We start from the raw sequence: 23,644 nt of genomic DNA, 5'->3' as shown, positions 1-23,644 counted from the left end.
CACAGCCGGCCGTACAACCGGCCGCAGAACCGGTTGCGCAACCGGCTGCACAACCGGCCACAGAGCCGGCGGCACAACCGGGACCGGCCGTCCAGGCGGCACCCGCAGATAGCGCCCAAGCCCCGGTCGTCCCCGACGATGCAACCCAGGCGACGGTGTCGCCCGACACCGATAACCTGCAATCGATGTCGGTTGAAAGCATCGCGGCAAAGGTGAGCGCGCTGAAGTAAAGTAGGTTCGTATAGCAGGAGTTCAACCAGCAACATCCCGGTGCTCCTGCTTTCAAAGGGGGCTTGGAGATCCCCGAATCCAGGCCTCCGTTTTTTGCGACTTGCTATGTTTGGTGATGTAGGAGGTGTGCCATGAAACTCGCTCCTCTTGTTTTGCTCGCGGCATTGGCGCCAGCTTTCGGGCAGACGGTCTCTATCCCTGCTGCGGTTGCAGGCGCGGCACTTCAGCAGTGGCAACAGCCGCAGGTTCAAACCCCGGTGAAGAACAGTTGCACGCCCATCATGGTGCAAGTGGCGATGCCCAGCTACAAATATGTGGAGCCGGAAAAAGGGTATGCGCCTTCATGGCAATCAAGTTCGTTTGATCGTGCGCCTCCTTTTTCTGCTCCTGCTCCATGGCAGGGCTCATCGCCAGGAGCAAACGGGCGGACGGACAGCATGCAAACGTCAGCGTGGGCGAACGCCGATGGCGCGACACAGAACATTGCGTCTTCCGCTAACTCTTCGAGTGCGTCGTCAACAGTGAACGCCTGGATAGATGAGAACGGCAACGCGACGAGCGAAACAACGGCGGAGAGCACGATTACGGTCAACGGAAAGACTTATCGATCGTATAAACACGAGCTAAAAAAAGCGACGCCACCGGAGCTACAAACGCGTGCGCTTTACTATTGCAGATGAGCCATGAACAAGCTCTTCTATTTGATGGCATTGACTCTGACGGGGTGCAGCGCATCAAGCTTCAGCGCGCTCTGGAACAGGCAGCCACCGCCGCAGCCTGACGCATCAGGCTATCTTGCGTTCCCTTATGGATCGAACGCGCAAGAGGCAGCTCACGTCCCTGTCGTGCAGCAACAGCAGGGCGCAATGAGTCCGGCTGCGCCAAACCCTGCCGCGCCCACCCCGTCAGCGCCTAGCCCGAATGCGCCGACACCGTCCGCGCCGATTTGATAACTGTCGTCAGCAAGCAAGTGAATTCGATCCGCCTTAACCGGATGCCGGGCAATGGAGTCAAATTTCGGCACGCAAAAAGCACGCTATCCGTTCGGGATCTCTAAAGTCTCGAGAAATATACATCAACGTCCCACCGGCGTGGCGTCAGCATTGGGAGAGCATGGCGTGTCTGGATTGCTACTTCCGAATTCGGGACGGCGTTTCCTCTGGAGTTTGCCTGAGCGTTTTTAAATATAGACGGTCAACGCCCGTCACCTTGACAGGACCCGCTTCACTCCCCATCAGTTTTGAGGATTGAATTTTGGGCCTGTCCTCAATCACTGGAGCCAACAAATGATTGAGACTCTCGAACGCCCCTCGCGCAGCCCGGCGAGCGCAGGCGACCTGGAAACACTCGTTCGTCCGATTCTGGAGATGCTCGAAGCGCTGACCGGTCTGGAGTCGACGTACCTGACGACGATAGATTTCAACCGGGAGGTTCAGACGGTAGTCTATTCCCGGAACAGTGGAAAAATCGATGTCCCGGAAGGGCTTCAGCTCCCATGGAGCGATACGCTATGCAAGCGCAGCCTGGAAAGCGGCCTGCACGTCGTGGCGAACGTCCGGGAAATTTGGGGCGACTCACCGACTACGGCCCGGTTTGGCATCCGGGCATTTGCAAGTGTACCTGTGTGCACCAGCAATGGCACCGTTGTCGGCACGCTATGCGGGATTAGCCGATACAGACGGGAACTCGGTTCGCGGGCGCATCAGGCGCTCAACGCCTTTGCGAAGTTGATGTCGGATTGTCTTCGGAGGGAGCAGTTGCTTGAGCAACTTGGGTTCATGAACGAGCATCTGCAGCGTACGACGCGCGTCGACGAGGTTACGGGCCTCGCCAATCGCAGGGCGCTTAATGAGGAGCTCGGGAAGATGCTGGCGCATACGTCACTTGACGGATCCTATGTGCTGGTGTGCATGCTCGATCTGGGTGCCCCGGGAGAGGTCAACGATTACATGGGTCTCACTGCGAGCGATCAGTTTTTTCGAAACTGCGCGAACCGACTGACGGCAACGATGGGTGGCCAAGCCTTCCTCGCGAGAATCAACTGCGATCAGTTCACGCTGATCTCGCGCGGGCCAGAAGACTTCGACAAGGCGACGCGACTGGCCACCGCGATCGCCAGCAAAGCTTGTGAAGCGACCTTCGGCGATTACATGTTTCAAAACGTTGTAGGACGGTACGAAGGCGCTTATGCGGGCTGTGTTGCGGTGCGCTTCTTAAGCGCTCAGCAAGCGCTGCAGATAGCCGGCGAGGAATTGCTCCGCGTGAGGCGCGAACGGATTGCATTTCGTGGAACGCGTAGCCTGTGGAGGCGCAATGACTGATCACCCCGGCAACCAGGACGCTCCAGTTCGACGAAACACGGCTCCCTGTGGCGGCAAAACGACGCCAGAATCTGCGGCGGCGATTGCGCCGCAGGCTACGATGTTTGCGAGCGGCATCGCGCCACCGGTCAGTTGAGAATCATCGGTAGCGATTTGCCTTTGCCCGGAGCAACTTGGGCATTGCTGACCGCTGTCGCCGTCCCGGTCGTGAACGACCAGGACACGCTGAACGCTTGCGCGGTCGGAATGCTTGTGTTCGTGAGGGAGCCGGAGACCGAAACCTTGTAGGTCGCGTTCGCGATCAGCGGTGAAAAAGGCACGCACATCGCCAGGCGAGTCGCTTCGCTATTGTTCGAATTGTCGGTTTCCTCGCAAGGAACGGCGTTGCCGGACGGGTCGGTAATGGTGAACGTGACGTTCGAGTACGCGCCGCTGCCCGCAGCGCTGAGCGTTATCGGGTAGCCGACGGTCTGGCCTTCATACTGCGGGGCATTTGCGAACGGGCTCGGAGATTCGTTGGCGATCCACGACGGGCTGACGTTCGTCTCGCCGTTGTATGGGTAAGCGATCAGCTTGTAGTCGGGCGTCTGCTGGACGTAGTCCACGAAGTCGCCGACGAAGGTCGAATACCTGGCGGTGTCGGTGTTGGCCGGGCCTTGGCCGAAGCCAACGCCGGTCGTGTCGAACAAGAAAATCGCGCGATGGAATGGCGCGTCGAACAACACGTCGACCGCCTCGGTCGATGAAGTAAAAGCGCCACCGATCCCGGCCGCGATCTCACCGACTGAGTTGGTCGTGTAGCCAGCGGCGGCGACGCGAGCGGCTGGCGTCGCGCCCGTGTAGCCGGAGAGTCCGGCCGTCTCGTCGTGCCCGATGTAGTCGTTGTCATACATATAAGCCGCGTGGTTCGCCGCCGCCGTGTCCACCTGCGGGATTTGTTTGAGCGCGGAAAGCCCAAGTTGGGCGCGCATGTTGTTCGTGAAGGCGAGCGAGTCGGCGATGACGTCGCCCGTCAACGTTGGCGAGCCGACTGACGCCCCGGGAGCAGCGAGCAAGGAAATGGGCTGAGCTGTCGAGCCGCTTTGCCCCGTGGTGGTGGTGGCCGGCCCACTGCTGCCGCCGCCGCCGCAAGCCGCCAATGCCCCGGCGGCGAGCGCCGCCGCAAGAATGGTCGTGTTTGTTTTCACTTGAAACCTCTCGATAGTCAGGCCTGCAAAAGTCAGTTTGCTTAGCGAGCCAAGCCAAAGATGAGGCCTCTCGGCAAACGGGAATCAGTCGATCGAAAGTGTGCTTCGCATGCGCATAGCCGCCCGCGCGGCAGAAATCGGGCGTGCTCATCGGTGGCTCTCGACTGCCAGAAGACCGGCCAATTCCCTATTGAGTCTGGGCGTTTCGCAACCCCGTGTTCGTACGCATCGCCTCACACCGCCTGAGATCCCGCTGCAGGCCAACAGCCGGTAGGCTCTTTGTTCTCGGGCCTGCAAGCTGAACGTAACCTCGTTCCCGTAAGCTAAACTGTCAGGCGATCCGGCGATGGACATGCGTTGCGTGATGCGCATCCGTGCGTATGTCGGACGCTGGATAACCGCCTTCCAACCGACCGAGAACGATGAAGCTCACGCCACGCGAGAAAGACAAGCTCCTGATCTTCACCGCCGCGCTGCTCGCCGAACGGCGGCGCGCGCGCGGCCTCAAGCTCAACTATCCGGAGGCGGTCGCCTTCATCAGCGCCGCGCTGATGGAAGCTGCCCGCGACGGCAAGACCGTCGCCGAGGTCATGCACTACGGCACGACGCTGCTCACGCGCGACGACGTGATGGAAGGCGTACCCGAGATGATCCCCGACATCCAGGTCGAGGCCACCTTCCCCGATGGCACCAAGCTCGTCACCGTCCACCATCCGATTCCATAAAGGAGCCGCGCATGATCCCCGGTGAAATGCTGATCGACGAAGGCGAAATCGAGCTCAATGCGGGCCGCGAAACCGTGACCGTCACGGTCGCGAACACCGGCGACCGCCCCGTGCAGATCGGTTCGCACTTCCACTTCTACGAAGTCAACGAGGCGCTCTCGTTCGAGCGCGAGGCCGCGCGCGGCTTTCGCCTGAACATTGCGGCCGGCACCGCCGTGCGCTTCGAGCCCGGCCAGGAGCGCACCGTCGAGCTGGTGGCGTTCGCGGGCGAGCGCGCGGTCTACGGCTTCAGCGGCAAGGTGATGGGCCCGCTCTGAGCGGCGGCGCGCCCACTTTCGAATTCATCAGGATTCCGATATGACATTGAAGATCGGCCGCCGCGCCTATGCGGAGATGTTCGGCCCCACGACCGGCGACCGTGTGCGTCTGGCCGACACCGAGCTCGTGATCGAGATCGAACGCGACTACACGGTCTACGGCGACGAAGTGAAGTTCGGCGGCGGCAAAGTGATTCGCGACGGCATGGGCCAGTCGCAGCGGCTTGCCGCCGAGGTGGCCGACACGGTCGTGACCAACGCCGTGATTCTCGACCATTGGGGCATCGTCAAGGCCGATATCGGCATCAAGGACGGCCGCGTCTGGAGGATCGGCAAGGCCGGCAACCCCGACGTGCAGCCTGGCGTGACGATCCCCATTGGCGCGTCCACGGAAGTGATCGCGGGCGAAGGCCAGATCGTGACCGCGGGCGGCATCGACACGCACATCCACTTCATCAGCCCGCAGCAGATCGACGAAGCGCTCACCTCGGGCGTCACGACCATGATCGGCGGCGGCACCGGCCCCGCCACCGGCACCAACGCCACGACCTGCACGCCGGGCCCGTGGCATCTCGAGCGCATGCTGCAGGCCGCCGACGGCTGGCCAATCAACCTGGGCTTTCTCGGCAAGGGCAACGTGAGCCTGCCCAAGCCCGCCGAAGAGCAGATCGCCGCCGGTGCGATCGGCCTGAAGCTGCACGAGGACTGGGGCTCGACGCCCGCGGCCATCGACAACTGCCTCACGGTGGCCGACGCGACCGACACGCAGGTGGCCATTCACACCGATACGCTCAACGAAGGCGGCTTCGTCGAGGCAACGGTGAACGCGTTCAAGGGCCGCACGATCCACACGTACCACACCGAAGGCGCGGGCGGCGGCCACGCGCCCGACATCATCAAGGTGTGCGGCGAGGTGAACGTGCTGCCCTCGTCGACCAATCCCACGCGTCCGTACACGATCAACACGCTCGACGAGCACCTCGACATGCTGATGGTGTGCCATCACCTCGATCCGTCGATTGCCGAGGACATCGCCTTCGCCGAGTCGCGCATCCGCCGCGAGACCATTGCCGCCGAAGACATCCTGCACGACCTTGGCGCGCTCTCGATGCTTTCATCGGACTCCCAGGCAATGGGCCGCGTGGGTGAAGTCATCATCCGCACCTGGCAGACCGCGCACAAGATGAAGGTGCAGCGCGGCGCGCTGCCCGAGGACAACGCGCGCAACGACAACTTCCGCGTGAAGCGCTACGTCGCGAAGTACACGATCAACCCCGCGCTCACGCATGGCATCGCGCACGAAGTGGGCTCGGTCGAGCCGGGCAAGTGGGCCGACCTCGTGTTCTGGGACCCGGCGTTTTTCGGCGTCAAGCCTGCGCTCATCCTCAAGGGCGGCATGATCGCGATGGCGCAGATGGGTGACCCGAACGCGTCGATTCCCACGCCGCAGCCGGTGCATTATCGTGAAATGTTCGGCACGCGCGGACGCGCGCTCACACAGACCTCGCTCACATTCGTTTCGCAGCTTGCGCTCGACAAACGCATACCCGAGCGCTATGGCCTGCAAAAGCGTGTGGTGGCGGTGCGCAACTGCCGCAGCGTCACGAAAGCCGACATGATTCACAACGCGTGGCAACCGTCGATCAGCGTCGACCCCGAGACCTATCAGGTCGTGGCCGACGGCCAGTTGCTGACCTGCGAACCCGCCACGGTGCTGCCGATGGCGCAGCGCTATTTCCTGTTCTGACCCGCTGTCATGCGCACGATAGATAAACGACTCAACGCGAAGCTCGCACCTGTGCTGATCAAGCGCGCGCCCACGCTCACCCTGCCCTACGACGCGCGCTGCAAGAGCCGCTTCGCGGCCACGCTCGATTCCGGCGAGGAAGTCGGCGTAGTGCTGCCGCGCGGGACGGTGCTGCGCGACGGCGACATGCTCGTGGCCGACGATGGCGGCCTCGTGCGCGTGATCGCCGCGGCGCAAAGCGTGCTGCTCGTGCGCGCGCCGGAGCGCCTCACGCTCACGCGGGCCGCGTATCACCTCGGCAATCGTCATACGCCCGTGGAAGTGGGCATCGACGAACTCAAGCTCGAAGCCGACCCGGTGCTCGAAGACATGCTCAGGCGCCTCGGCGCGCAGGTCGAGCGCGCGACGCTGCCGTTCCAGCCCGAGGCGGGTGCTTATGGTGGCGGTCATCGCCATGGCCACGACGAAACCTTCGCCGAAGACTACGCGCTCGCACAGCGCGTGTTCGACGAGCATCATGGGCATGCGCACGATCACGGGCATGCGCATGGCCACGATCACAACCATGGCGATCACGTCCACGGCGCCGATTGCGGCCACGATCACGGTCATTGCGACGGCCACGCGCACGACCACAGCCATGAACATCGCTGAGCTCACCGCCCTGCTCCATCTCGCGTCGCCGGCGTTGCCGATTGGCGCGTTCAGCTATTCGCAGGGACTCGAAGCGGCCATCGACGCCGGGCTCGTCGCCAACGCCGACGATGCCGCGCATTGGATCGCAAGTGGCCTGGCAAACGTGCTCGCGCCCGGCGAGTTGCCCTACATCGCGCATCAGCTCGAACGCTGGCGCACGCACGACGCCCGCGCGTTGATCGAAGCGAACGCGGAATTCGTCGCGAGCCGCGAATCGGCGGAGCTGCGCCGCGAGACCTCACAAATGGGCTGGTCGCTGCGCCAGCTCTGCGCGCAGCTCGAATGGGGCGACACCGCGAGACGCGAGACGCTCGAACGCATGACACCCGTCGCACAGCCGACGGCGTTCGCGTTCGCGGCCTTCGCTCACGCTGCCGCGGCTGACGCCACGCTCGCCGCCTACGCATTCAGCTGGGTCGAGAACCAGGTCGCCGCCGCGCTCAAGGCGGTGCCGCTCGGACAGCTTGCGGGGCAGCGCATCGTGATGGCGCTGCGGCCGGCCATCGAAAGCGCGGTCGCGCGCGCGCTCGCCACCCCGCCCGACTCGCTCAACACCTTCGCGCCGCAGCTCGGCATTCTCAGCGCGCGGCACGAATCGCAATACTCGCGGCTCTTCCGCTCCTAGCCTCGTATCGAGGCCGATGTGCAAACAAACCCGCAGACGGAATCACACGAACCATGAATTCGCACTCCAAACGCACCAAGAAGCTGCCGCCGCTACGCGTCGGCGTGGGCGGCCCAGTTGGCTCCGGCAAGACCACGCTGCTCGAAATGCTCTGCAAGGCCATGCGCGAGCGCTACGACCTGGTCGCCATCACCAACGACATCTACACGAAAGAAGATCAGCGCCTGCTGACCGTGGCGGGCGCGTTGCCCGCCGAGCGCATCATGGGCGTGGAAACGGGCGGCTGCCCGCACACGGCGATCCGCGAGGACGCGTCGATCAACCTCGAAGCCGTCGACCAGATGCTCACGCGCTTTCCCGACGCGGACATCGTCTTCATCGAATCGGGCGGCGACAACCTCGCGGCAACCTTCAGCCCCGAGCTATCTGACCTCACGATCTACGTGATCGACGTGGCGGGCGGCGAGAAGATTCCGCGCAAGGGCGGCCCCGGCATCACGAAATCGGACCTGCTCGTCATCAACAAGACCGATCTCGCGCCGCTCGTGGGCGCGAATCTCGACGTGATGGCTTCGGACGCGAAGAAGATGCGCGGTGAGCGTCCGTTCGTGATGTGCAACCTGAAGGCGCTCGAAGGCCTCGATCAGGTGATCACGTTCATTGAAAAGCAGGGATTGCTCGTCAACAGAAGCGAGTGAGCCTGACCTGGTGATACGCGCCCGCCTTGACGACGTTCAGCGTGTCCCCGCCATCGGCCACGGCCCGCCATGGGCCGTCGTGGCCGGTGTCGGCTCAAATCGGAAACATCACACTGCTCGGGATTTCAGAGCGCGCTATTCCTTGTATTTGAAGTAAAGATTTCCGAATTTAGCCAATATACATCCCTGGTGATTTTTCTCGGTAAATCTTGCGAAGTTCAATAGCTTTTATATCAATCTCATCTATTCGGATTGTTGAATGTAACAAGGTTGAGATGCGCTTTGCCATCTACGACTTTGCCAATCCATATCCCGCAGGCGGTGACCGGAGTCGCAATTGATGACTCGCGATTCTCGATGCCAAATGAATATTTTCAACTTCTGCATAACGATCAAATCACCCGCCCGGTAACAGGCTCCCGTTAAAGCGGACGGGCATGGAAGCGGGGCCAGCGAATTGGGCCACCGATAATAAAGGATGCACACGGATTGCGCTCCGAATCCGGAACGATAATCTGGCCGAGACTTTGAAGCGTCCTGACATTTTATGCGCGGCATTTTAAGCGTTTTATGGTATACGTAAGACGATTTGACGGGCCACGGCGAATGTGATGCACACGGGCAGCCGTCTCTGGGGCTTACGGGCAGCCCATCCGTTGTCTGCACACCCATGCCCGGGCCGAGTGATAGCGACGAACAATCCATGCAGAACACTGTCCAGAGCCTGCTCAGTCTGGCGCGCGAGCCGCAATTCAACCGGCTGCTGCAGCTCGATTTTCCCGGCAATGACGCGCCCTACCGGCTGCTTTTGCCCAACCGTCTCGAGGCATTCGAATCGCTCTCGAAAGACTTCGTCTATACGCTAGAAATCCTCTCGGATACAGGCGCATGCCGAGTGGCTCAAGTCGGAACTGCTCGCTGACTGGATGGCCGGTGTCCATGATCAGAACGATCTGCGAAGCGGCTACGCGTATAGCGAGTCGTGCGCACAGGCCATTGGTGCCGCTACCGGCACCGAGGCGTGCAAGAAAGTGCTCGACGACTGGTTGAGCGGTCAGGCTGCGAATATTCGTAATCTGTATGCCCGGGCCCTGATGTTCAATCAGGACTCCATGATAAAAGCCGCAGATGCGCAGGTTCACGGATCGGATATCCAGTACGAGAATTTTCTGAACCTCTACAAGCGAGCATTCGATAAGGTCAAAGAGCTCGGCAACGCCGCCAATCTGTGCGATCGGCTCATCGTAACGACCAGCAATCACATCGTCGGCGTGCTCACAAAAGGCACGCGCGGCGGCGCACTCGGTTTCGTGACCATTCGCCTGGCGATGCAGTCTGGGGTCCGGCTTAAACCTTCACAAGTGAGCAAACTTGCAATCCGCGACTGGGCCTTGCAGCAAGCTCGGGAGCTGGGTGTCAAACTGGACGGCAACCGCACCGAACAACGCGCGTCTGCGACGCAGGTCGGCAAGCAGGTCATCAAGACTGCGCCTCCGGGCGACCCGAACATTGTTGCCTACGAAATGGACGTTGACGCGCTGGTCAAGGATGGAAGGCTGGAGGCCGGGGCGATCAAGGCTGTCAAGGTTCCAGGCGTAGATACCGCCAAGAAGTGGCTTGGTTCTGCTCGCGAGTTCAATCTCGGCGTCGTGACGGTGATCTTCCAGATGGCAACACTCACTTTTGCTGCCCAGGATTGGGCGGGCAGCGACCAGTTCAGTCAACGCGAAACCGGTCTGAAGGCGGTCGGAGCTGTCGTTTCGATCGTCGGGACCGTCATAGAAACCGCGTCGGAAACCGTGGTTAAGGCACCGGCTCATCCCTTGTCGGCATTCATCATGAAGCAGTGGGCCGGCGCCAGCGAATGGGCGGAGGTCGGAACGAAGCGTGGCCGTGGGTTGGGAGCAGTCGCAGGCCTTTTCCTGGCCGGGTACGACGTTTTCAAGAACGCCCCTGAAGCTTGGAACAACGGGGAAAAAGACCTTTCCAAGCTTTATTTCGCAAGCGGAATTCTTGGAGCGTATGTCGCTGTCGCCGCACTCTTCAGCCTGCCACTGTTTTGGCCAGCCTTGATTCTATCTATCCTGGTAGGTATCGCGATTGCGATTTTCAAGGCGTCAGCGCTTAAAGACTGGGTCTCTCGATGCAAGTTCAGCGAGGGCGAACACTACGAGTCGTTCGAGGCGGAGATTAAGGCCTTCACCTCGGCGGCAGGAGGTTGATACATGGACGAACGCGTCATGAAGAAGTGCATCGGCAAACCAGTGCCGGACTGGGACCGAGCCCATCGCCTACCAGTCGATCGACCGGTAGGCCCAAACGTTCAGGATTTCGGATCGACGTTCGGTATTAACTCGAACTACATGGATGTGATCGAGCCGTCCTTTCTCGAGAAACAATGGTTTGTCACCGGTGTTTTGGTCGCTTTCTTATGCATTGGAATTGGGCCATATATATATGTCTTTACCCACGCGAACGGATCGAGCGGTGACTTCATAATGAACTGCCTGGCGATTGTGGCCATGATCGTTTTCGGCACGATTGTATTGAAACTCGGACGCGGCCTGTTCTTTGGTCTGCGCTATCAGCCGATCCGCTTTCATCGCGAAATGCGCAAGCTATATGCGATTCGCGCACGCCGCTTCTTCGCGAAGCCCGGTGAGGGCGATGTCATTTGGGAAGCACCGTGGACGGAAGACTCGATCTTCTGCCTGCATCGGGAGAGCACCTCGTTCGGCACGATATTCCACATCCGCCACTATACCGTCGACGATCATGGCAACGTGACTCAGGTGTTCTCGATCGGACGGGAATGGACCGGTAACCGGCAGGTTGAAATGGCCCTCGCCCAGTGGAACTACTGGTGCACGTACATGAAGGTTGGTCCGAATGGCTTGCCCAAGCCGATGCTGTTTCACACGCAGAATGAAACGCTGCGCGAGTCGTTCCTGTTCTCGATGTACAGCTTCGGCATGCGCGCACCCGTCGTGATTCGGCTGTTGATGATGCCGTTGATCCTGGTCTTCACCGTCATGCGCACCTTCGCGAACGCAACGTGCCGGAATCCCGTCTGGCCGGCCGCGATCGAACGCATTTCCGTGATCGCTCCCGACGACCACTACGCCGAGCCCCGCCCTGGCACGCCGGTCGGCTGGGGCGACACGGTCCTGGCTCAGCAGCGCGGCGAGTACCCGGACGATCCGAAAACCACGGACAAGGGCTGGACAGGTGCATCGGACGGCCGACTGCACGCGGCAACCTGGCTCGACAACCCGACTGGTCACGCATCTTGAGCATGGACGGGCGGGTAATGAAGAAGTGCGTCGGCAAACCGGTACCGGCATGGGATCTGGCGCATCGTCTGCCGATCCGGCGATCACTTGGACCAGACATTCAGGATTTCGGTTCGACGTTTAACATCAACTCGACCTTCATGGACGTGATTGAACCTTCCTTTCTCGAGAAACAATGGTTCATCACTGGTGTCGCGCTCGCTTTCCTGTTCATAGGAATTGGGCCATATATCTATTGGCTTACCAACATACGCTACCCGGATGCCGCAGATGCGCTGGGCGACTTCTTTGCTGTATGCGTTTCCATAGGCTTTGCCTTCATTGTCTGGAAGTTCGGACGTGGACTATTCTTTGGTCTGCGCTATCGGCCAATCCGCTTCCATCGTGAAACGCGCAAGCTATATGCGATTCGCGCACGCCGCTTCTTCGCCAAGCCCGGCGAGGGCGATGTCATTTGGGAAGCACCGTGGACGGAAGACTCGATCTTCTGTCTGCATCGGGAGAGCACCTCGTTCGGCACGATATTCCACATCCGCCACTATACGGTCGATGATCATGGCAACGTGACTCAGGTGTTCTCGATCGGACGGGAATGGACCGGTAACCGGCAGGTTGAAATGGCCCTCGCCCAGTGGAACTACTGGTGCACGTATATGAACGATGGTCCGAACGGCTTGCCCAAGCCGATGCTGTTTCACACACAGAATGAAACGCTGCGCGAGTCGTTCCTGTTCTCGATGTACAGCTTCGGCATGCGCGCACCCGTCGTTATTCGGCTGTTGATGATGCCGTTGATTCTGGTCTTCACCGTCATGCGCGTCTTCGCGAACGCGACGTGCCGGAATCCCGTCTGGCCTGCCGCGATCAAGTGCATTTCCGTGGTCGCTCCCGATGATCACTACGCCGAGCCCCGCCCTGGTACGCCGGTCGGCTGGGGAGCCACGGTCCTGGCTCAGCAGCGAGGCGAATACCCGAACGATCCGAAAACCACGGCCCAGAGTTGGACCGGTGCATCGGATGGCCGACTGCACGCGGCAACCTGGCTCGACAACCCGACTGGTCACGCATCTTGATCATGGACGAACGGGTAATGAAGAAGTGCGTCGGCAAACCGGTACCGGAATGGGATCTGGCGCATCGCTTACCGATCAATCGTTCTGTTGGCCCAGTCGTTCAGGACTTCGGCTCAACGTTCAGCATCAACTCTGCCTTTATGGACGTGATCGAGCCATCCTTCCTCGAAAAGCAGTGGTTCGTCACCGGCGTCGCGCTGGCCTTCCTATGTATTGGGATTGGTCCATATATCTATTTCATGACGCACGCCGATCCAGCCCCTGCGTTCTGGATGTTTGTATTTAATTGCACGGCCGTCCTCCCGATAGCCATTTTCGGTACGATTGTCTGGAAGTTCGGACGCGGCCTGTTCTTTGGTCTGCGCTACCGGCCAATCCGCTTTCATCGCGAAACGCACAGGCTATATGCGATTCGCGCACGCCGCTTCTTCGCGAAGCCTGGCGAGGGCGATGTCATTTGGGAAGCACCGTGGACGGAAGATTCGATCTTCTGTCTGCATCGGGAGAGCACCTCGTTCGGCACGATATTCCACATCCGTCACTACGCGGTCGACGATCACGGCAACGTGACTCAGGTGTTCTCGATCGGACGGGAATGGACCGGTAACCGGCAGGTTGAAATGGCCCTCGCCCAGTGGAACTACTTGTGCACGTACATGAAGGATGGTCCGAATGGCTTGCCCAAGCCGATGCTGTTTCACACGCAGAATGAAACGCTGCGTGAGTCGTACCTGTTCTCGATGTACAGCTTCGGCATGCGCGCACCCGTCGTGATTCGGCTGCTGACGATGCCGTTGATTCTGCTCTTCACGGTCATGCGCGTCTTCGCGAACGCGACGTGCCGGAATCCCGTCTGGCCGGCCGCGATCGAACGCATTTCCGTGATCGCTCCCGACGACCACTACGCCGAGCCCCGCCCTGGCACGCCGGTCGGCTGGGGCGACACGGTCCTGGCTCAGCAGCGCGGCGAGTACCCGGACGATCCGAAAACCACGGACAAGGGCTGGACAGGTGCATCGGATGGCCGACTGCACGCGGCAACCTGGCTCGATAACCCGACTGGTCACACATCTTGATCATGGACGAACGGGTAATGAAGAAGTGCGTCGGCAAACCGGTAACGGAATGGGATCTGGCGCATCGCTTGCGAGTCGATGGATCGGTTGGCCCAGTCGTTCAGGATTTCGGATCGACGTTCGGCATTAACTCGATCTACATGGATGTGATCGAACCGTCCTTTCTCGAGAAACAATGGTTTGTCACTGGTGTTGTGGTTGCTTTTGTATGTATTGGAATTGGGCCATACATATATATCTTCACCCACGCGAACGCATCGAGTGGTGACTTCGTGATGAACTGCCTGGCGATTGTGGCCACGATAGTTTTCAGCACGATTGTATGGAAACTCGGACGCGGCCTGTTCTTTGGTCTGCGCTACCGGCCAATCCGTTTCCATCGAGAAACGCACAAGCTATATGCGATTCGCGCACGCCGCTTCTTCGCGAAGCCCGGTGAGGGCGATGTCATTTGGGAAGCACCGTGGACGGAAGACTCGATCTTCTGCCTGCATCGGGAGAGCACCTCGTTCGGCACGATATTCCACATCCGCCACTATACCGTCGACGATCATGGCAACGTGACTCAGGTGTTCTCGATCGGACGGGAATGGACCGGTAACCGGCAGGTTGAAATGGCCCTCGCCCAGTGGAACTACTGGTGCACGTACATGAAGGTTGGTCCGAATGGCTTGCCCAAGCCGATGCTGTTTCACACGCAGAATGAAACGCTGCGCGAGTCGTTCCTGTTCTCGATGTACAGCTTCGGCATGCGCGCACCCGTCGTGATTCGGCTGTTGATGATGCCGTTGATTCTGGTCTTCACCGTCATGCGCGTCTTCGCGAGCGCGACGTGCCGGAATCCCGTCTGGCCTGCCGCGATCGAGCGCATTTCCGTGATCGCTCCCGATGATCACTACGCCGAACCCGGCCCCGGCACGCCGGTCGGCTGGGGAGCCACAGTCCAGGCTCAGCAGCGAGGCGAATACCCGAACGATCCGAAAGCCCGAGCCGAAGGCTGGACCGGCGAGCCAGATGGCAAACTCCACGCGGCTACATGGCTCGACAACCCCGCTCCACTTGTTGACAGACGTTCGTCAGCGCGAAGCGAAGCACGGTGCATTGAAAAATGAAAAAGCCCATTGTCGCAATCTTATATACCGGACTTGTTTTGCTCGTTAGCTGCTCACAAGGCGCATCGGCGTTGTTGCAGAAATCGGGGCGCTTCCAGGTGGACTGACGTTTACGTGCAACGCTCGGGTTGACCAGGATGTTAACTTCGCATCGAACTACGTAGATTCTCGATTTTTTCCCCGAGAAGATGCGCAAGGACGAACGCAAGGCCAGCGAACCCAAAGGGCTGTACCGCGTCAGGAACTGGCGGGAATACAACACGGGCTTGATTGCGAGAGGCGACGTGACCATGTGGATTGATCAAAGCGTACTGACGCAGGGATCCGAGGCTGGCCCGACCAGGCGCGGCCGACCGACTGTCTACAGTGATGCGGCGATCCAGATGCTCCTCAGTCTCAAGCAAGTCTTTCATCTGCCGCTGCGCGCACTGCAAGGCTTCGCCCACAGCTTGCGCAAGCTCGCCTTTCCGAGCTTGCCGGTACCGAACTACACGACCTTGAGCCGTCGCGCGCAGACCCTCAAGGTCGCGCTGCCGGCGCAATGTCCCCATGAGCCCATGCACCTCGTGATCGACAGCACCGGACTGAAGGTGTACGGCGAGGGTGAGTGGAAGGTTCGCAAGCACGGCTGGTCCAAGCGCCGGACGTGGCGCAAGGTCCACCTTGCGATGGACGCGAACACCGGCCAGATCTGCGCCGCGCTGATGACCCATCAGGACGAAGGCGATGGCGAAGTGTTGCCCGATCTGCTCGACCAGATTCCGGCTGATGTGATGATCGATACCATCGGCGGCGATGGCGCTTACGACACCAAGCCTTGCCACGCGCGGATCGCCGCGCGTGGCGCGAGCCCGTCCATTCCCCCGCGCGAGGGAGCGAAGCCGTGGCCAGATCGCACGCCCGGCGCCACGTGGCGCAACGCAGCTATTGCCACTATCGAACGAAGCAACAGGCGCGAATGGAAGCAGGCGAGCGGCTACCACCGGCGATCGCTCGCCGAGACCTTGATGTACCGGCTCAAGGTACTCACGGGCTCCAGTCTGTGGGCGCGCGCAACTGGCTCGCAAGCCACCGAGGTGTCGATCCGTGCGGGTGTACTCAATCGCATGGTAGCCCTCGCTCGCCCGCAGTCCGTCCGTATCGCCTGAGATTGAGAGCACAAAGGTCATTTCGTCTGTATGCCTGATTTTCGCAACAACGCCAGGCGCATCGGCAAAATTCAGCACTGCAGAAGCGGCTGTCAAATCGGCTCTGGCCGGCGTCGAGGACATCGAATTCGACGATGTCTATGAAAATACCCCCGATTTACATGGGATGAGCCCGACCCCGAACTACAAACGCACATTTGTTTGTGGCTACGTCACCTACAAGCAACAGGACGGGCAACCTGTCCGGGCGCGCTTCATCTATGTAGCCCATTCGGACGATCCGTCATTTGCGGGCCATGACCCGCTCAACCTTGAGAAGCCCGAATTAAATTACGGCATACGTGATGAAAGCAATGGAGGCAAGTATGCAACCGCATTCGAATTTGCCGGCTGGAATCAGATTTGCGTCAATGCACAGCACCCCAAAACTTTCAGCGGAGTCGCCCCAAAGAGCGTGGATTGACAGGGATGCTGATCCGGCCTGGTCTCGACTGTTCAACGACATGACCATGCAAACGATGCGGGAAGGATGATGAAAGACCAGAATGGACGTGGCGTGATCCGCCTGAACGACATGACGACGCACGGTGGTCACGTGATCACTGCGAGCGACGACCTGAAGGCGCTGGGTGCTCCCGTAGCCCTGCAGGGACATTTGACAGAATGCCCCAAGTGCGGCGGCCAGTTCAGGATCGTTCCAGAAAACAGCACGCGAAGGCACCACGGCATACCGGTCGCCTTTGACAACGACCCGACCGAGTGCGGTGCCCGGCTGATTTCATCGATCTGAATGGAAACGGAATTGCAGGTGACGCTGTCCGCCGATAACGCGTTGCGCGCGGAAATCTTCCAGCGCGATGCCTTCGTCGGCCCCGCCATCGTGCGCGCGGACCGGCTGGGGACCTAGCGCATGGACGAGCTGCTGCCCCACTACGAGTATGAACTCGGACTGCTTGCGCGCGCGCTCGCGGAATTCGCCACGCGCTACCCGAAAATTGCAGCGCGCCTTGGCATCCAGAGTGATCACACGGACGACCAGCACGTCGAGCGTTTGATCCAGACGTTCGCGCTCCTCGCCGCCCGAGTCGACTCAAGACTCGACGACGACTATTCCGAGTTCACCGAGGCATTGCTGGAAGTCATTCACCCGCATTATCTGCGGACGGTGCCTTCCTGCGCGATCGCCCGGTTCGATCCTCGTGCGCTGGCCGGCCAGCTGACGCAAGCCAGAGTCGTGCCGCGCGGCACGCCGCTGAACATGCGCACCGCCCCCGTGCGGTACCGGTCGGTCTATGACGTGACACTCACGCCCCTGCAGATACAGTCCGCGCGCTACATGCCGGCCACGCTAGCCCCGACGACAGCGAAATTGCCGGCTGACGCGACCGGCGTCGTGTCGGTCACGTTGCGCTCGACAGCCGGTCGGTTCCCCCCCGCCATTCCCGACGGGCCGGTGCGCATTCACCTCTCGGGAGAGCCGCCGCTTGTCGTCGCATTGCTGGATGCACTGCTGCTGCGCGCGAGTACCGCCTATGTCCAGGTCGATCAGGGGGAATGCTGGACTGCTCTCTCTCAAGTGCCATTTGCCCCGGTTGGCTTCTCCGCCACCGAGCGGCTACTGCCGGAAAACACGGTACAGAGCAGCGCCGCAACCGCCTTCCACTACCTGCTCGAGTATTTCGCGTTTCCCGAGATGTTCGATTTCGTCGACCTCGACATCGGGCGCGTTTGGCGCGCTGCGCGCGCACCCGAGGCACGGGAACTGACACTGCATGTCGTCCTGCGCGACACGCCTGACGACGCGCCCGCCGCCAGGGCGCTCGCCTCGCTCGATGAGCACGCGTTCAAGCTGTTCTGCACACCCGTTATCAACCTGTTCCAGCGACGGGTACAACCCATCGCGCTAAAGGATGAGGAGACTTACCCGATTCAGCCTGTGCCACTCACCACGCACGCGGTGCTTGATGTCTACTCAGTGGATGCGGTGTACCTGGGGGAACGGACACTGGAGAAAGCGGATGCGCCGCGCGCCACGCTCGAGCGTGATGCGTGCCCTGTGCAGGTGCCCGCCTATCACGCTTTTGGACACGCGCGTCCGGACGCTGCGCTGGATGTGTACTGGGTGGCGTTTCGCAACCGCGAGGCCGGACCGGGCGTCCTGTCACAGATGACGCTGTCGCTGGTCGGACTGGACGGCCATCCGGCGCAACCCGATTTGCCGCAGCTCGACGTTGTGACGACGGCAACCAACCGTGGTCTGCCGGCTCGCCTGCCGATCGGCAACCCTTCGGGTGACCTGCTGCTTGACGGCAATGCGCTGGACTGCCCGATCCAGCTCATTACGCAGCCGACGCAGCCTGCCGAACTGCCCCGTGGCAAGGGTGCCCTGTGGCGCGTGATGTCTACACTCTCGCCGCATCCAGTTGATCTGACGCCAAACGGGGTGTCCTCCCTCAAGGCATTCCTGCGATTGCACGCTGTGCGATCGACGCCGTTCGCACAGCGCTGCATCGATGCCATCATCGACCTCGATTACAAGCCGGCAGTACGGTGGATGTCACTGCACAACCCGTTTCCTTCCTTCGTGCGAGGTGTCGAAGTCCTGATCTCGTTTGACGAAGCCGCGCTTCGCGACGTCAGCCTGGCCGTGTTTTCACGAGTGATGGAGCGCTTCATCGCACCATACGGAGCAGTGAACAGCTACGTCCAGCTCGTCATCCTGTCGGCGCAGACCGGTCAGGAGCTGATCCGTAGCGAGGCGCAGCCAGGCACGCAGCCGCTGATCTGAGGCCGGAAGGCACGACACGTCCGCAGAGCGTGGCTTTTCCTCGTCGTGACGCGATCCGCAACTACGCAATCAGGGTCTGCAGCACATCCACCGTGCGCTCGGTCGCGCCGCGGTGGCGCGCCGCGAACGCCGCTGCGGCCGCGCCCATCGCCACGCGGCGCGGCTTGTCGGTAAAGAGTTCGCGCAAGGCACGCGCGAGATCGGCGGGATCCTGCACCTGCAGGGCTGCGCCGGCCGCGACCGCGTCCGCGGTGGCCTGGGTGAAGTTGAACACGTGCGGGCCGATCAGCACGGGCACACCGACGGCGCAGGCCTCGATCAGATTCTGGCCGCCGAGCGGCAAAAGACTCCCGCCGATGAACGCGAGATCGGCGGCGGCGTAATACGCGCCCATCTCGCCCATCGAGTCGCCGAGCAGCACATTCACGTCCTGCGGCAATGCATGGACGCCCTCGTGCGACGCCGCAGCGCTCGCCTTTGAAGCAGCCGGCGCCCATTTCGAACGCCGCTCGAGCTTGAGATTCTTGCGCGCGACGAGCGCGGCCACCTCGTCGAAACGCTGCGGATGGCGCGGCACGAGAATCAGCAGCGCGTCTTCCACGCCAAGCGCGGCGAATGCCTGCAGCACGAGCTCCTCTTCGCCTTCGCGCGTGCTCGCCGCCACCCACACGGGCCGCGCGCCGATCGCGCGGCGCCAGTCGCGCCCGCGCGCGACGAGCCCAGGCGGGCTCGCCATATCGAATTTCAGATTGCCGAGCACGCTCACGTTGCGCGCGCCCAGCGCGCTCAGGCGCTCGGCATCGGACGGGCTTTGCGCGAGCACGCGCGTGAAGCCGCCAAACACCTCGCGCGCATGCGCGCCGAACTTCGCCGCGCGCTTGAACGAACGCGCCGACATGCGCGCGTTCGTGAGCACGAGCGGCACGTCGGCGTGCTTGCATTCGTCGATGAGCGTCGGCCACACCTCGGTCTCCATCACGAGGCCGAGCGACGGGCGCCATGCACGCAGGAAGCGCCGCACGGCATGCGGCATGTCATACGGCAGATAGCAGCGCAGCACGCGATCGCCGAACAGTTGCTCACCCGTGGCGCGCCCGCCGGGCGTCATGTGCGTGAGCAGGATGCGCGCGTCGGGACGCGCCGCCAGCAGCGCGTCGATGAGCGGCTGCGCCGCGCGCGTCTCGCCCACCGAAACGGCATGCACCCAGATGAGCGGCGCGTCGTCCTCGGGCACGCGCCCGACGCTATAGCCGAAACGCTCGCCGATATGCCGGCGATAGCCGCGCTCGCGCCGCGAGCGCACGATGAGGCGCACCACGGCGAGCGGCGCAATCAGCCACCAGGCCGCGCGATAGATGGCCCTCAGCATCGGGCCTCCGCGACGGGGGGTTGCGCCAGCGCGCCTGGACCCGCCATCGTAGACGTCGTACCCGTGATGAGATTGAACCGTGGCATCAAACGAGTTCCTTGCCCTTGAGACGCTCGAGAATGCCGAGTGGCGCCCAGTCCGGATGCACCATGTCCTTCGCGGGCAGGAAGAAGGTCTGCTCCATCATGAACTGGCCGGACATGACCGCATGCGAGGCGTGATCGGAGAAGCACACCCACACGCAGCCCGGCGGAAAATTGATGGTCTCCTGCGGGCTCGTCTTCTGGTAATCGAGATCGGCCTTCATGCAGTCGTGCAGATTGAGCATCAGATGGTCGTACTCGCTGCGCGGCGACTTGGTGATGTGCAGCAGGTTCTGCAGCCAGGCCGAGCCCGGCATCTGCGGCTTGATGTTCGGCAGGAAGCGGCGCGCCATGTCCTCGAACGGCTCGCCCACGCGCCACACGCGCGGCACGCCATTCGGGTTCACGTTGGTGAACACGCGCAGGATGCGCTCGCCATAGTTCGGGCGCGACGGAAAGGCGTCCACGTGCAGGCGCGAATCGTCCTTGCGCCACGAGGTCTGGCGCGTTTCCACCTGATGCAGGCGCAGGCTCGTGGGCGCGACGCGCAGCTTGCCGCTGTACTCGGGAAAGAGCCCGTCGACGAGTGAGCGCGCACAGGCCTGATAGCGCGCGATCATCGCGCGCACCGCTGATTGCGTGACCGTATCGCCCAGCACGCCGCGCAGCGCGCCGCCGTTCGGGTCGAGGCTGATGTTCTTGCGCTTGGGGTCGGCGATCGCCGGATCGAGCAGCGCGCGCTCGCCGCCCTCGACCGCAAACTCGAGCTTCGAGAAATACAGGACCTTGCCCTGCTCGACGGCATCGAGCAGCGTCTCGCGCGGCTGCGAAAGATATTGACCGTGCCAGTCGGCGGACGTGATTTCGATGATCTGGGATTCGTTCATGGTCGCCCCCTGGAAGCGATGGATCTGGATGCCAGGCGGGATGCCGGGCGCCGACCCTTATACACCGCGAGCCGCCTGGCGCGCCTTGACGCGCCGCAGTCTGTCAGGCCTTGCCTTGCATCTGCCGCGGCGCGGTGTCACAGCAGGCCGAAGCCGGCCAGCGCGCCCTTGACCTGCGCGAGCGTGGGCGGCTGCCCGGCGGTGCCGAGATTGACGACCATCGGCGACCAATAGCCGCCGGTGCGCCAGGCAGTCGCGAAATTGTACAACTCGACCGTCGGACGCTTGAGCGCCGCCGCAATGTGCACGAGGCCCGTGTCCACGCCCACCGTGGCCGCCGCGCCGTCAATCAGGCCGACCACGGCCGGCAGCGAGAGCCTGGGCGGCACGATGGCCGCCTCGCCGAACTCGCGCGCGAGGCGCTCGCTCGTCGCGCGCTCGGCGTCGCTGCCCCAAGGCAGCACGAGCGACGCCCCGCGGCGCACGAGCGCCTGGCCCAGCTCGATCCAGTGCGCATCGGGCCATTGCTTGTCGGCGCGTGAGGTGGCGTGCACGAACACCACATAGGGCACCGGCAAATTCAGGCCGACGCCCGCGAGCGCCTGGGCCGCGCGGTACGTGTCGAGGCCGAAGTCGATGTCGTCGGTGGGTTGCGGCGGCGGCAGCTCCAGCGCGGCCGCAACGAGCTGCCGCGTGCGCTCCACCACGTGCGTGCGCGGCTCGATGCGCACGGCGCGCTTGTAGAAGAAGCGCACCGGCCATTCGTAGCCCGCGCCATCGGTCCGGTTGCCGAGACCGACGAGCGGCCCGCGCGCCCAGCTCGCGACCCACGCGGTCTTGATCAGGCCCTGGCAGTCGATCACGAGGTCGTATTTTTCGGCGGCGAGCGCGCGGCGGAACTCGCCAATCTCGCGCCAGTTGGCCGCGGAAAAGAGCGCCTTGCGCCAGCGGCGCAGTGAGAACGGAATGGCTCGGCGCACGCCGTGCACGAGTTCGACGAGCGACTGGAAGCTTTCTTCGACAAGCCAGTCGATCTGCGCGTCGGGATACCGCCGCCGGATATCGGCGATGGCGGGCATGTTGTGGACGACGTCGCCCAGCGACGACACGCGCACGATGAGGATCTTTTGCACGCTCAAGGAGGAATTGCCGGCAATCTGCGCCGAAAAATGCGTTAAAGGTTCGTGATTCTAGCGCGGCGCGGGTGTCAGACGGGAAAAAGGCGGTGCACGAACCTGACGGAGATGGAAGGTGCCGCGCCGCCGAACTCGGTCACGCGCCGAGGGCAGAGCGCTTCGTACACAAACGTCCTGCGCGACTCCCGCGAGAATCGTCGCGCGCCCTCAGTACCGGTCGATCGGCGGCGATACGCCGAGACTGGGCGGCGAAACTGCACCGTCGTAACAGAAGGTCGTGGTGCCCGCCACGCCTGTTGCTCCGATGATGCATTTGGCCGACCTGGACGCCGGTGAAGCCAGGAGCAACACCGCGCTCAACGTCAAGGCCGCCCCGTTCGATGCCGCACACACTGCGCTCGCTCCGGCTGGCTGCTGAATCGCTCGCCGAGCGCACCACGCCCTGCCGCTTCGACGACGATTTCGACGCGCAGCTACGCGGATACGGGTCGGATTTTCAAATCGATTTTCGCGAACACTTAAAAGCGTGTCCAAACAACCGGGGGCGGCTCACAATCAGTCCGATGAAATACCGATTGCGAAATCTTGCCTTGTGTTCGGCATCGCACATAGGTCGCCCATGCTGTGCGTAGAATGCGAAACAACAAAGATCGAAGGAAAGATCACGCAGCGAAGCCGATCATAACACATATAAATAATTCTTCGCACTGCGAACAATATCTCATCCCGCATAGAGTCGCTCAAGAACATGCGGCAAGCCACAAAGCGATCAAAAGTAGTCTTGACATTGATAGGCAGTGAATTAATGTCACATATAACAAAAATAAGATTCGCACGAGCAACAAAACGTTGTCGGCAGTTGAATGTAGCTAAGGGGACAAACATGAACAGCCTCTATTGTTATCGCCTCACCCTTATTCGGCCCCACAGCCGATGCGCTCCGCCCGGAGCGAAGTAAAGGGTTTTCACCATACCCCCAGTTAAACGCGCCGCCTCGTGGCGCGCGAGATCAACAAGCTATTTAAATTCCAAGCTTGTGATTATGGATAACTGCGTCTTGTTAATGTTATTAGGATATCTAATTACATTATGGGAGAACTGTTGGCGTGCAGTTCTGCCCATACTTTTCTTT

22 protein-coding genes and 1 pseudogene are annotated in these 23,644 nt (G+C 61.6%); 19 read left to right on the top strand and 4 right to left on the bottom strand.

Translation table 11 applies throughout. The features are described 5' to 3' along the window. The 3 genes and pseudogenes from BO1_RS60835 to BO1_RS43620 form a co-directional block, all read left to right on the top strand. Positions 1–230: pseudogene (locus BO1_RS60835) on the top strand (hypothetical protein); the annotation flags it as partial. A gap of 132 nt (positions 231–362) precedes the next feature. Further along, on the top strand, positions 363–911 hold the full coding sequence (locus BO1_RS59890) for a hypothetical protein (RefSeq protein WP_156992744.1): 549 nt from the start codon (positions 363–365) through the stop codon (positions 909–911). 606 nt (positions 912–1,517) lie between these two features. Beyond that, positions 1,518–2,552, top strand: coding sequence for a GGDEF domain-containing protein (locus BO1_RS43620; protein WP_028222954.1), 1,035 nt, complete (start codon positions 1,518–1,520; stop codon positions 2,550–2,552). A 128-nt stretch (positions 2,553–2,680) separates the two neighbouring features. Here BO1_RS43620 and BO1_RS55285 read toward each other — a convergent pair whose 3' ends face one another. Continuing rightward, positions 2,681–3,568: a CAP domain-containing protein gene (locus BO1_RS55285; protein WP_156992743.1), complete on the bottom strand. Its 888-nt coding sequence runs from the start codon at positions 3,566–3,568 to the stop codon at positions 2,681–2,683. A 593-nt stretch (positions 3,569–4,161) separates the two neighbouring features. Here BO1_RS55285 and ureA point away from each other — a divergent pair. The 16 genes from ureA to tssF all read left to right on the top strand — a co-directional run bounded on the left by ureA (position 4,162) and on the right by tssF (position 19,037). Next, positions 4,162–4,464: an urease subunit gamma gene (ureA, locus tag BO1_RS43610; RefSeq protein WP_017773123.1), complete on the top strand. Its 303-nt coding sequence runs from the start codon at positions 4,162–4,164 to the stop codon at positions 4,462–4,464. An 11-nt stretch (positions 4,465–4,475) separates the two neighbouring features. Beyond that, positions 4,476–4,781: an urease subunit beta gene (locus BO1_RS43605; protein WP_028222953.1), complete on the top strand. Its 306-nt coding sequence runs from the start codon at positions 4,476–4,478 to the stop codon at positions 4,779–4,781. A gap of 40 nt (positions 4,782–4,821) precedes the next feature. Continuing rightward, entirely contained in the window at positions 4,822–6,528 is a 1,707-nt protein-coding gene (ureC, locus tag BO1_RS43600) for an urease subunit alpha (RefSeq protein ID WP_028222952.1), read from the top strand. Positions 6,529–6,537: 9 nt separating this feature from the next. Beyond that, complete coding sequence (gene ureE / locus BO1_RS43595; RefSeq protein WP_028222951.1) at positions 6,538–7,182, top strand: urease accessory protein UreE; 645 nt, start codon at positions 6,538–6,540, stop codon at positions 7,180–7,182. Further along, positions 7,169–7,849 (top strand): urease accessory protein UreF, encoded by a 681-nt coding sequence (locus BO1_RS43590; RefSeq protein WP_043288858.1) that lies wholly within the window; start codon positions 7,169–7,171, stop codon positions 7,847–7,849. The genes ureE and BO1_RS43590 overlap by 14 nt, the downstream gene beginning before the upstream one ends. Before the next feature lie 53 nt (positions 7,850–7,902). After that, a complete protein-coding gene (ureG, locus tag BO1_RS43585) occupies positions 7,903–8,547 on the top strand; it encodes an urease accessory protein UreG (RefSeq protein WP_028222949.1) in 645 nt (214 codons plus the stop codon). Positions 8,548–9,250: 703 nt separating this feature from the next. Continuing rightward, positions 9,251–9,469: a hypothetical protein gene (locus BO1_RS43580; protein ID WP_028222948.1), complete on the top strand. Its 219-nt coding sequence runs from the start codon at positions 9,251–9,253 to the stop codon at positions 9,467–9,469. A gap of 4 nt (positions 9,470–9,473) precedes the next feature. Beyond that, positions 9,474–10,769, top strand: a complete 1,296-nt coding sequence (locus BO1_RS55280) for a T6SS effector BTH_I2691 family protein (protein ID WP_245644073.1) — start codon at positions 9,474–9,476, stop codon at positions 10,767–10,769. Positions 10,770–10,772: 3 nt separating this feature from the next. Beyond that, positions 10,773–11,840, top strand: coding sequence for a DUF6708 domain-containing protein (locus BO1_RS43570; protein ID WP_028222947.1), 1,068 nt, complete (start codon positions 10,773–10,775; stop codon positions 11,838–11,840). A gap of 17 nt (positions 11,841–11,857) precedes the next feature. Continuing rightward, positions 11,858–12,913 (top strand): DUF6708 domain-containing protein, encoded by a 1,056-nt coding sequence (locus tag BO1_RS43565; RefSeq protein ID WP_245644072.1) that lies wholly within the window; start codon positions 11,858–11,860, stop codon positions 12,911–12,913. 2 nt (positions 12,914–12,915) lie between these two features. Next, positions 12,916–13,989 (top strand): DUF6708 domain-containing protein, encoded by a 1,074-nt coding sequence (locus BO1_RS43560; RefSeq protein ID WP_028222945.1) that lies wholly within the window; start codon positions 12,916–12,918, stop codon positions 13,987–13,989. A 17-nt stretch (positions 13,990–14,006) separates the two neighbouring features. Beyond that, positions 14,007–15,101 (top strand): DUF6708 domain-containing protein, encoded by a 1,095-nt coding sequence (locus BO1_RS43555; RefSeq protein WP_245644071.1) that lies wholly within the window; start codon positions 14,007–14,009, stop codon positions 15,099–15,101. Positions 15,102–15,289: 188 nt separating this feature from the next. Beyond that, on the top strand, positions 15,290–16,249 hold the full coding sequence (locus BO1_RS43550) for an IS5 family transposase (RefSeq protein WP_028222943.1): 960 nt from the start codon (positions 15,290–15,292) through the stop codon (positions 16,247–16,249). A 166-nt stretch (positions 16,250–16,415) separates the two neighbouring features. Beyond that, positions 16,416–16,712, top strand: coding sequence for a hypothetical protein (locus BO1_RS59885; RefSeq protein WP_156992741.1), 297 nt, complete (start codon positions 16,416–16,418; stop codon positions 16,710–16,712). Positions 16,713–16,781: 69 nt separating this feature from the next. Then, positions 16,782–17,039, top strand: coding sequence for a PAAR domain-containing protein (locus tag BO1_RS43545; protein WP_028222942.1), 258 nt, complete (start codon positions 16,782–16,784; stop codon positions 17,037–17,039). Between the two features lie 120 nt (positions 17,040–17,159). Further along, positions 17,160–19,037 carry a type VI secretion system baseplate subunit TssF gene (gene tssF, locus BO1_RS43535; protein WP_028222941.1) on the top strand — a complete coding sequence of 626 codons (1,878 nt, stop codon included), beginning with the start codon at positions 17,160–17,162 and terminating at the stop codon, positions 19,035–19,037. 61 nt (positions 19,038–19,098) lie between these two features. Here the strand turns inward: tssF and waaA are convergent, their stop codons facing one another. From waaA to waaC, 3 genes are all read right to left on the bottom strand, one after another. Beyond that, positions 19,099–20,406: a lipid IV(A) 3-deoxy-D-manno-octulosonic acid transferase gene (gene waaA / locus BO1_RS43530; protein WP_028222940.1), complete on the bottom strand. Its 1,308-nt coding sequence runs from the start codon at positions 20,404–20,406 to the stop codon at positions 19,099–19,101. A gap of 85 nt (positions 20,407–20,491) precedes the next feature. Further along, positions 20,492–21,376: a Kdo hydroxylase family protein gene (locus BO1_RS43525; protein WP_028222939.1), complete on the bottom strand. Its 885-nt coding sequence runs from the start codon at positions 21,374–21,376 to the stop codon at positions 20,492–20,494. 137 nt (positions 21,377–21,513) lie between these two features. Next, positions 21,514–22,515, bottom strand: a complete 1,002-nt coding sequence (gene waaC, locus BO1_RS43520) for a lipopolysaccharide heptosyltransferase I (protein WP_028222938.1) — start codon at positions 22,513–22,515, stop codon at positions 21,514–21,516. Between the last annotated feature and the right edge of the window lie 1,129 nt (positions 22,516–23,644).

It is taken from the genome of Paraburkholderia oxyphila NBRC 105797 (assembly GCF_000685075.1).
GTDB lineage: Bacteria > Pseudomonadota > Gammaproteobacteria > Burkholderiales > Burkholderiaceae > Paraburkholderia > Paraburkholderia oxyphila.
This window is presented reverse-complemented; position numbering and strand designations above follow the sequence as displayed.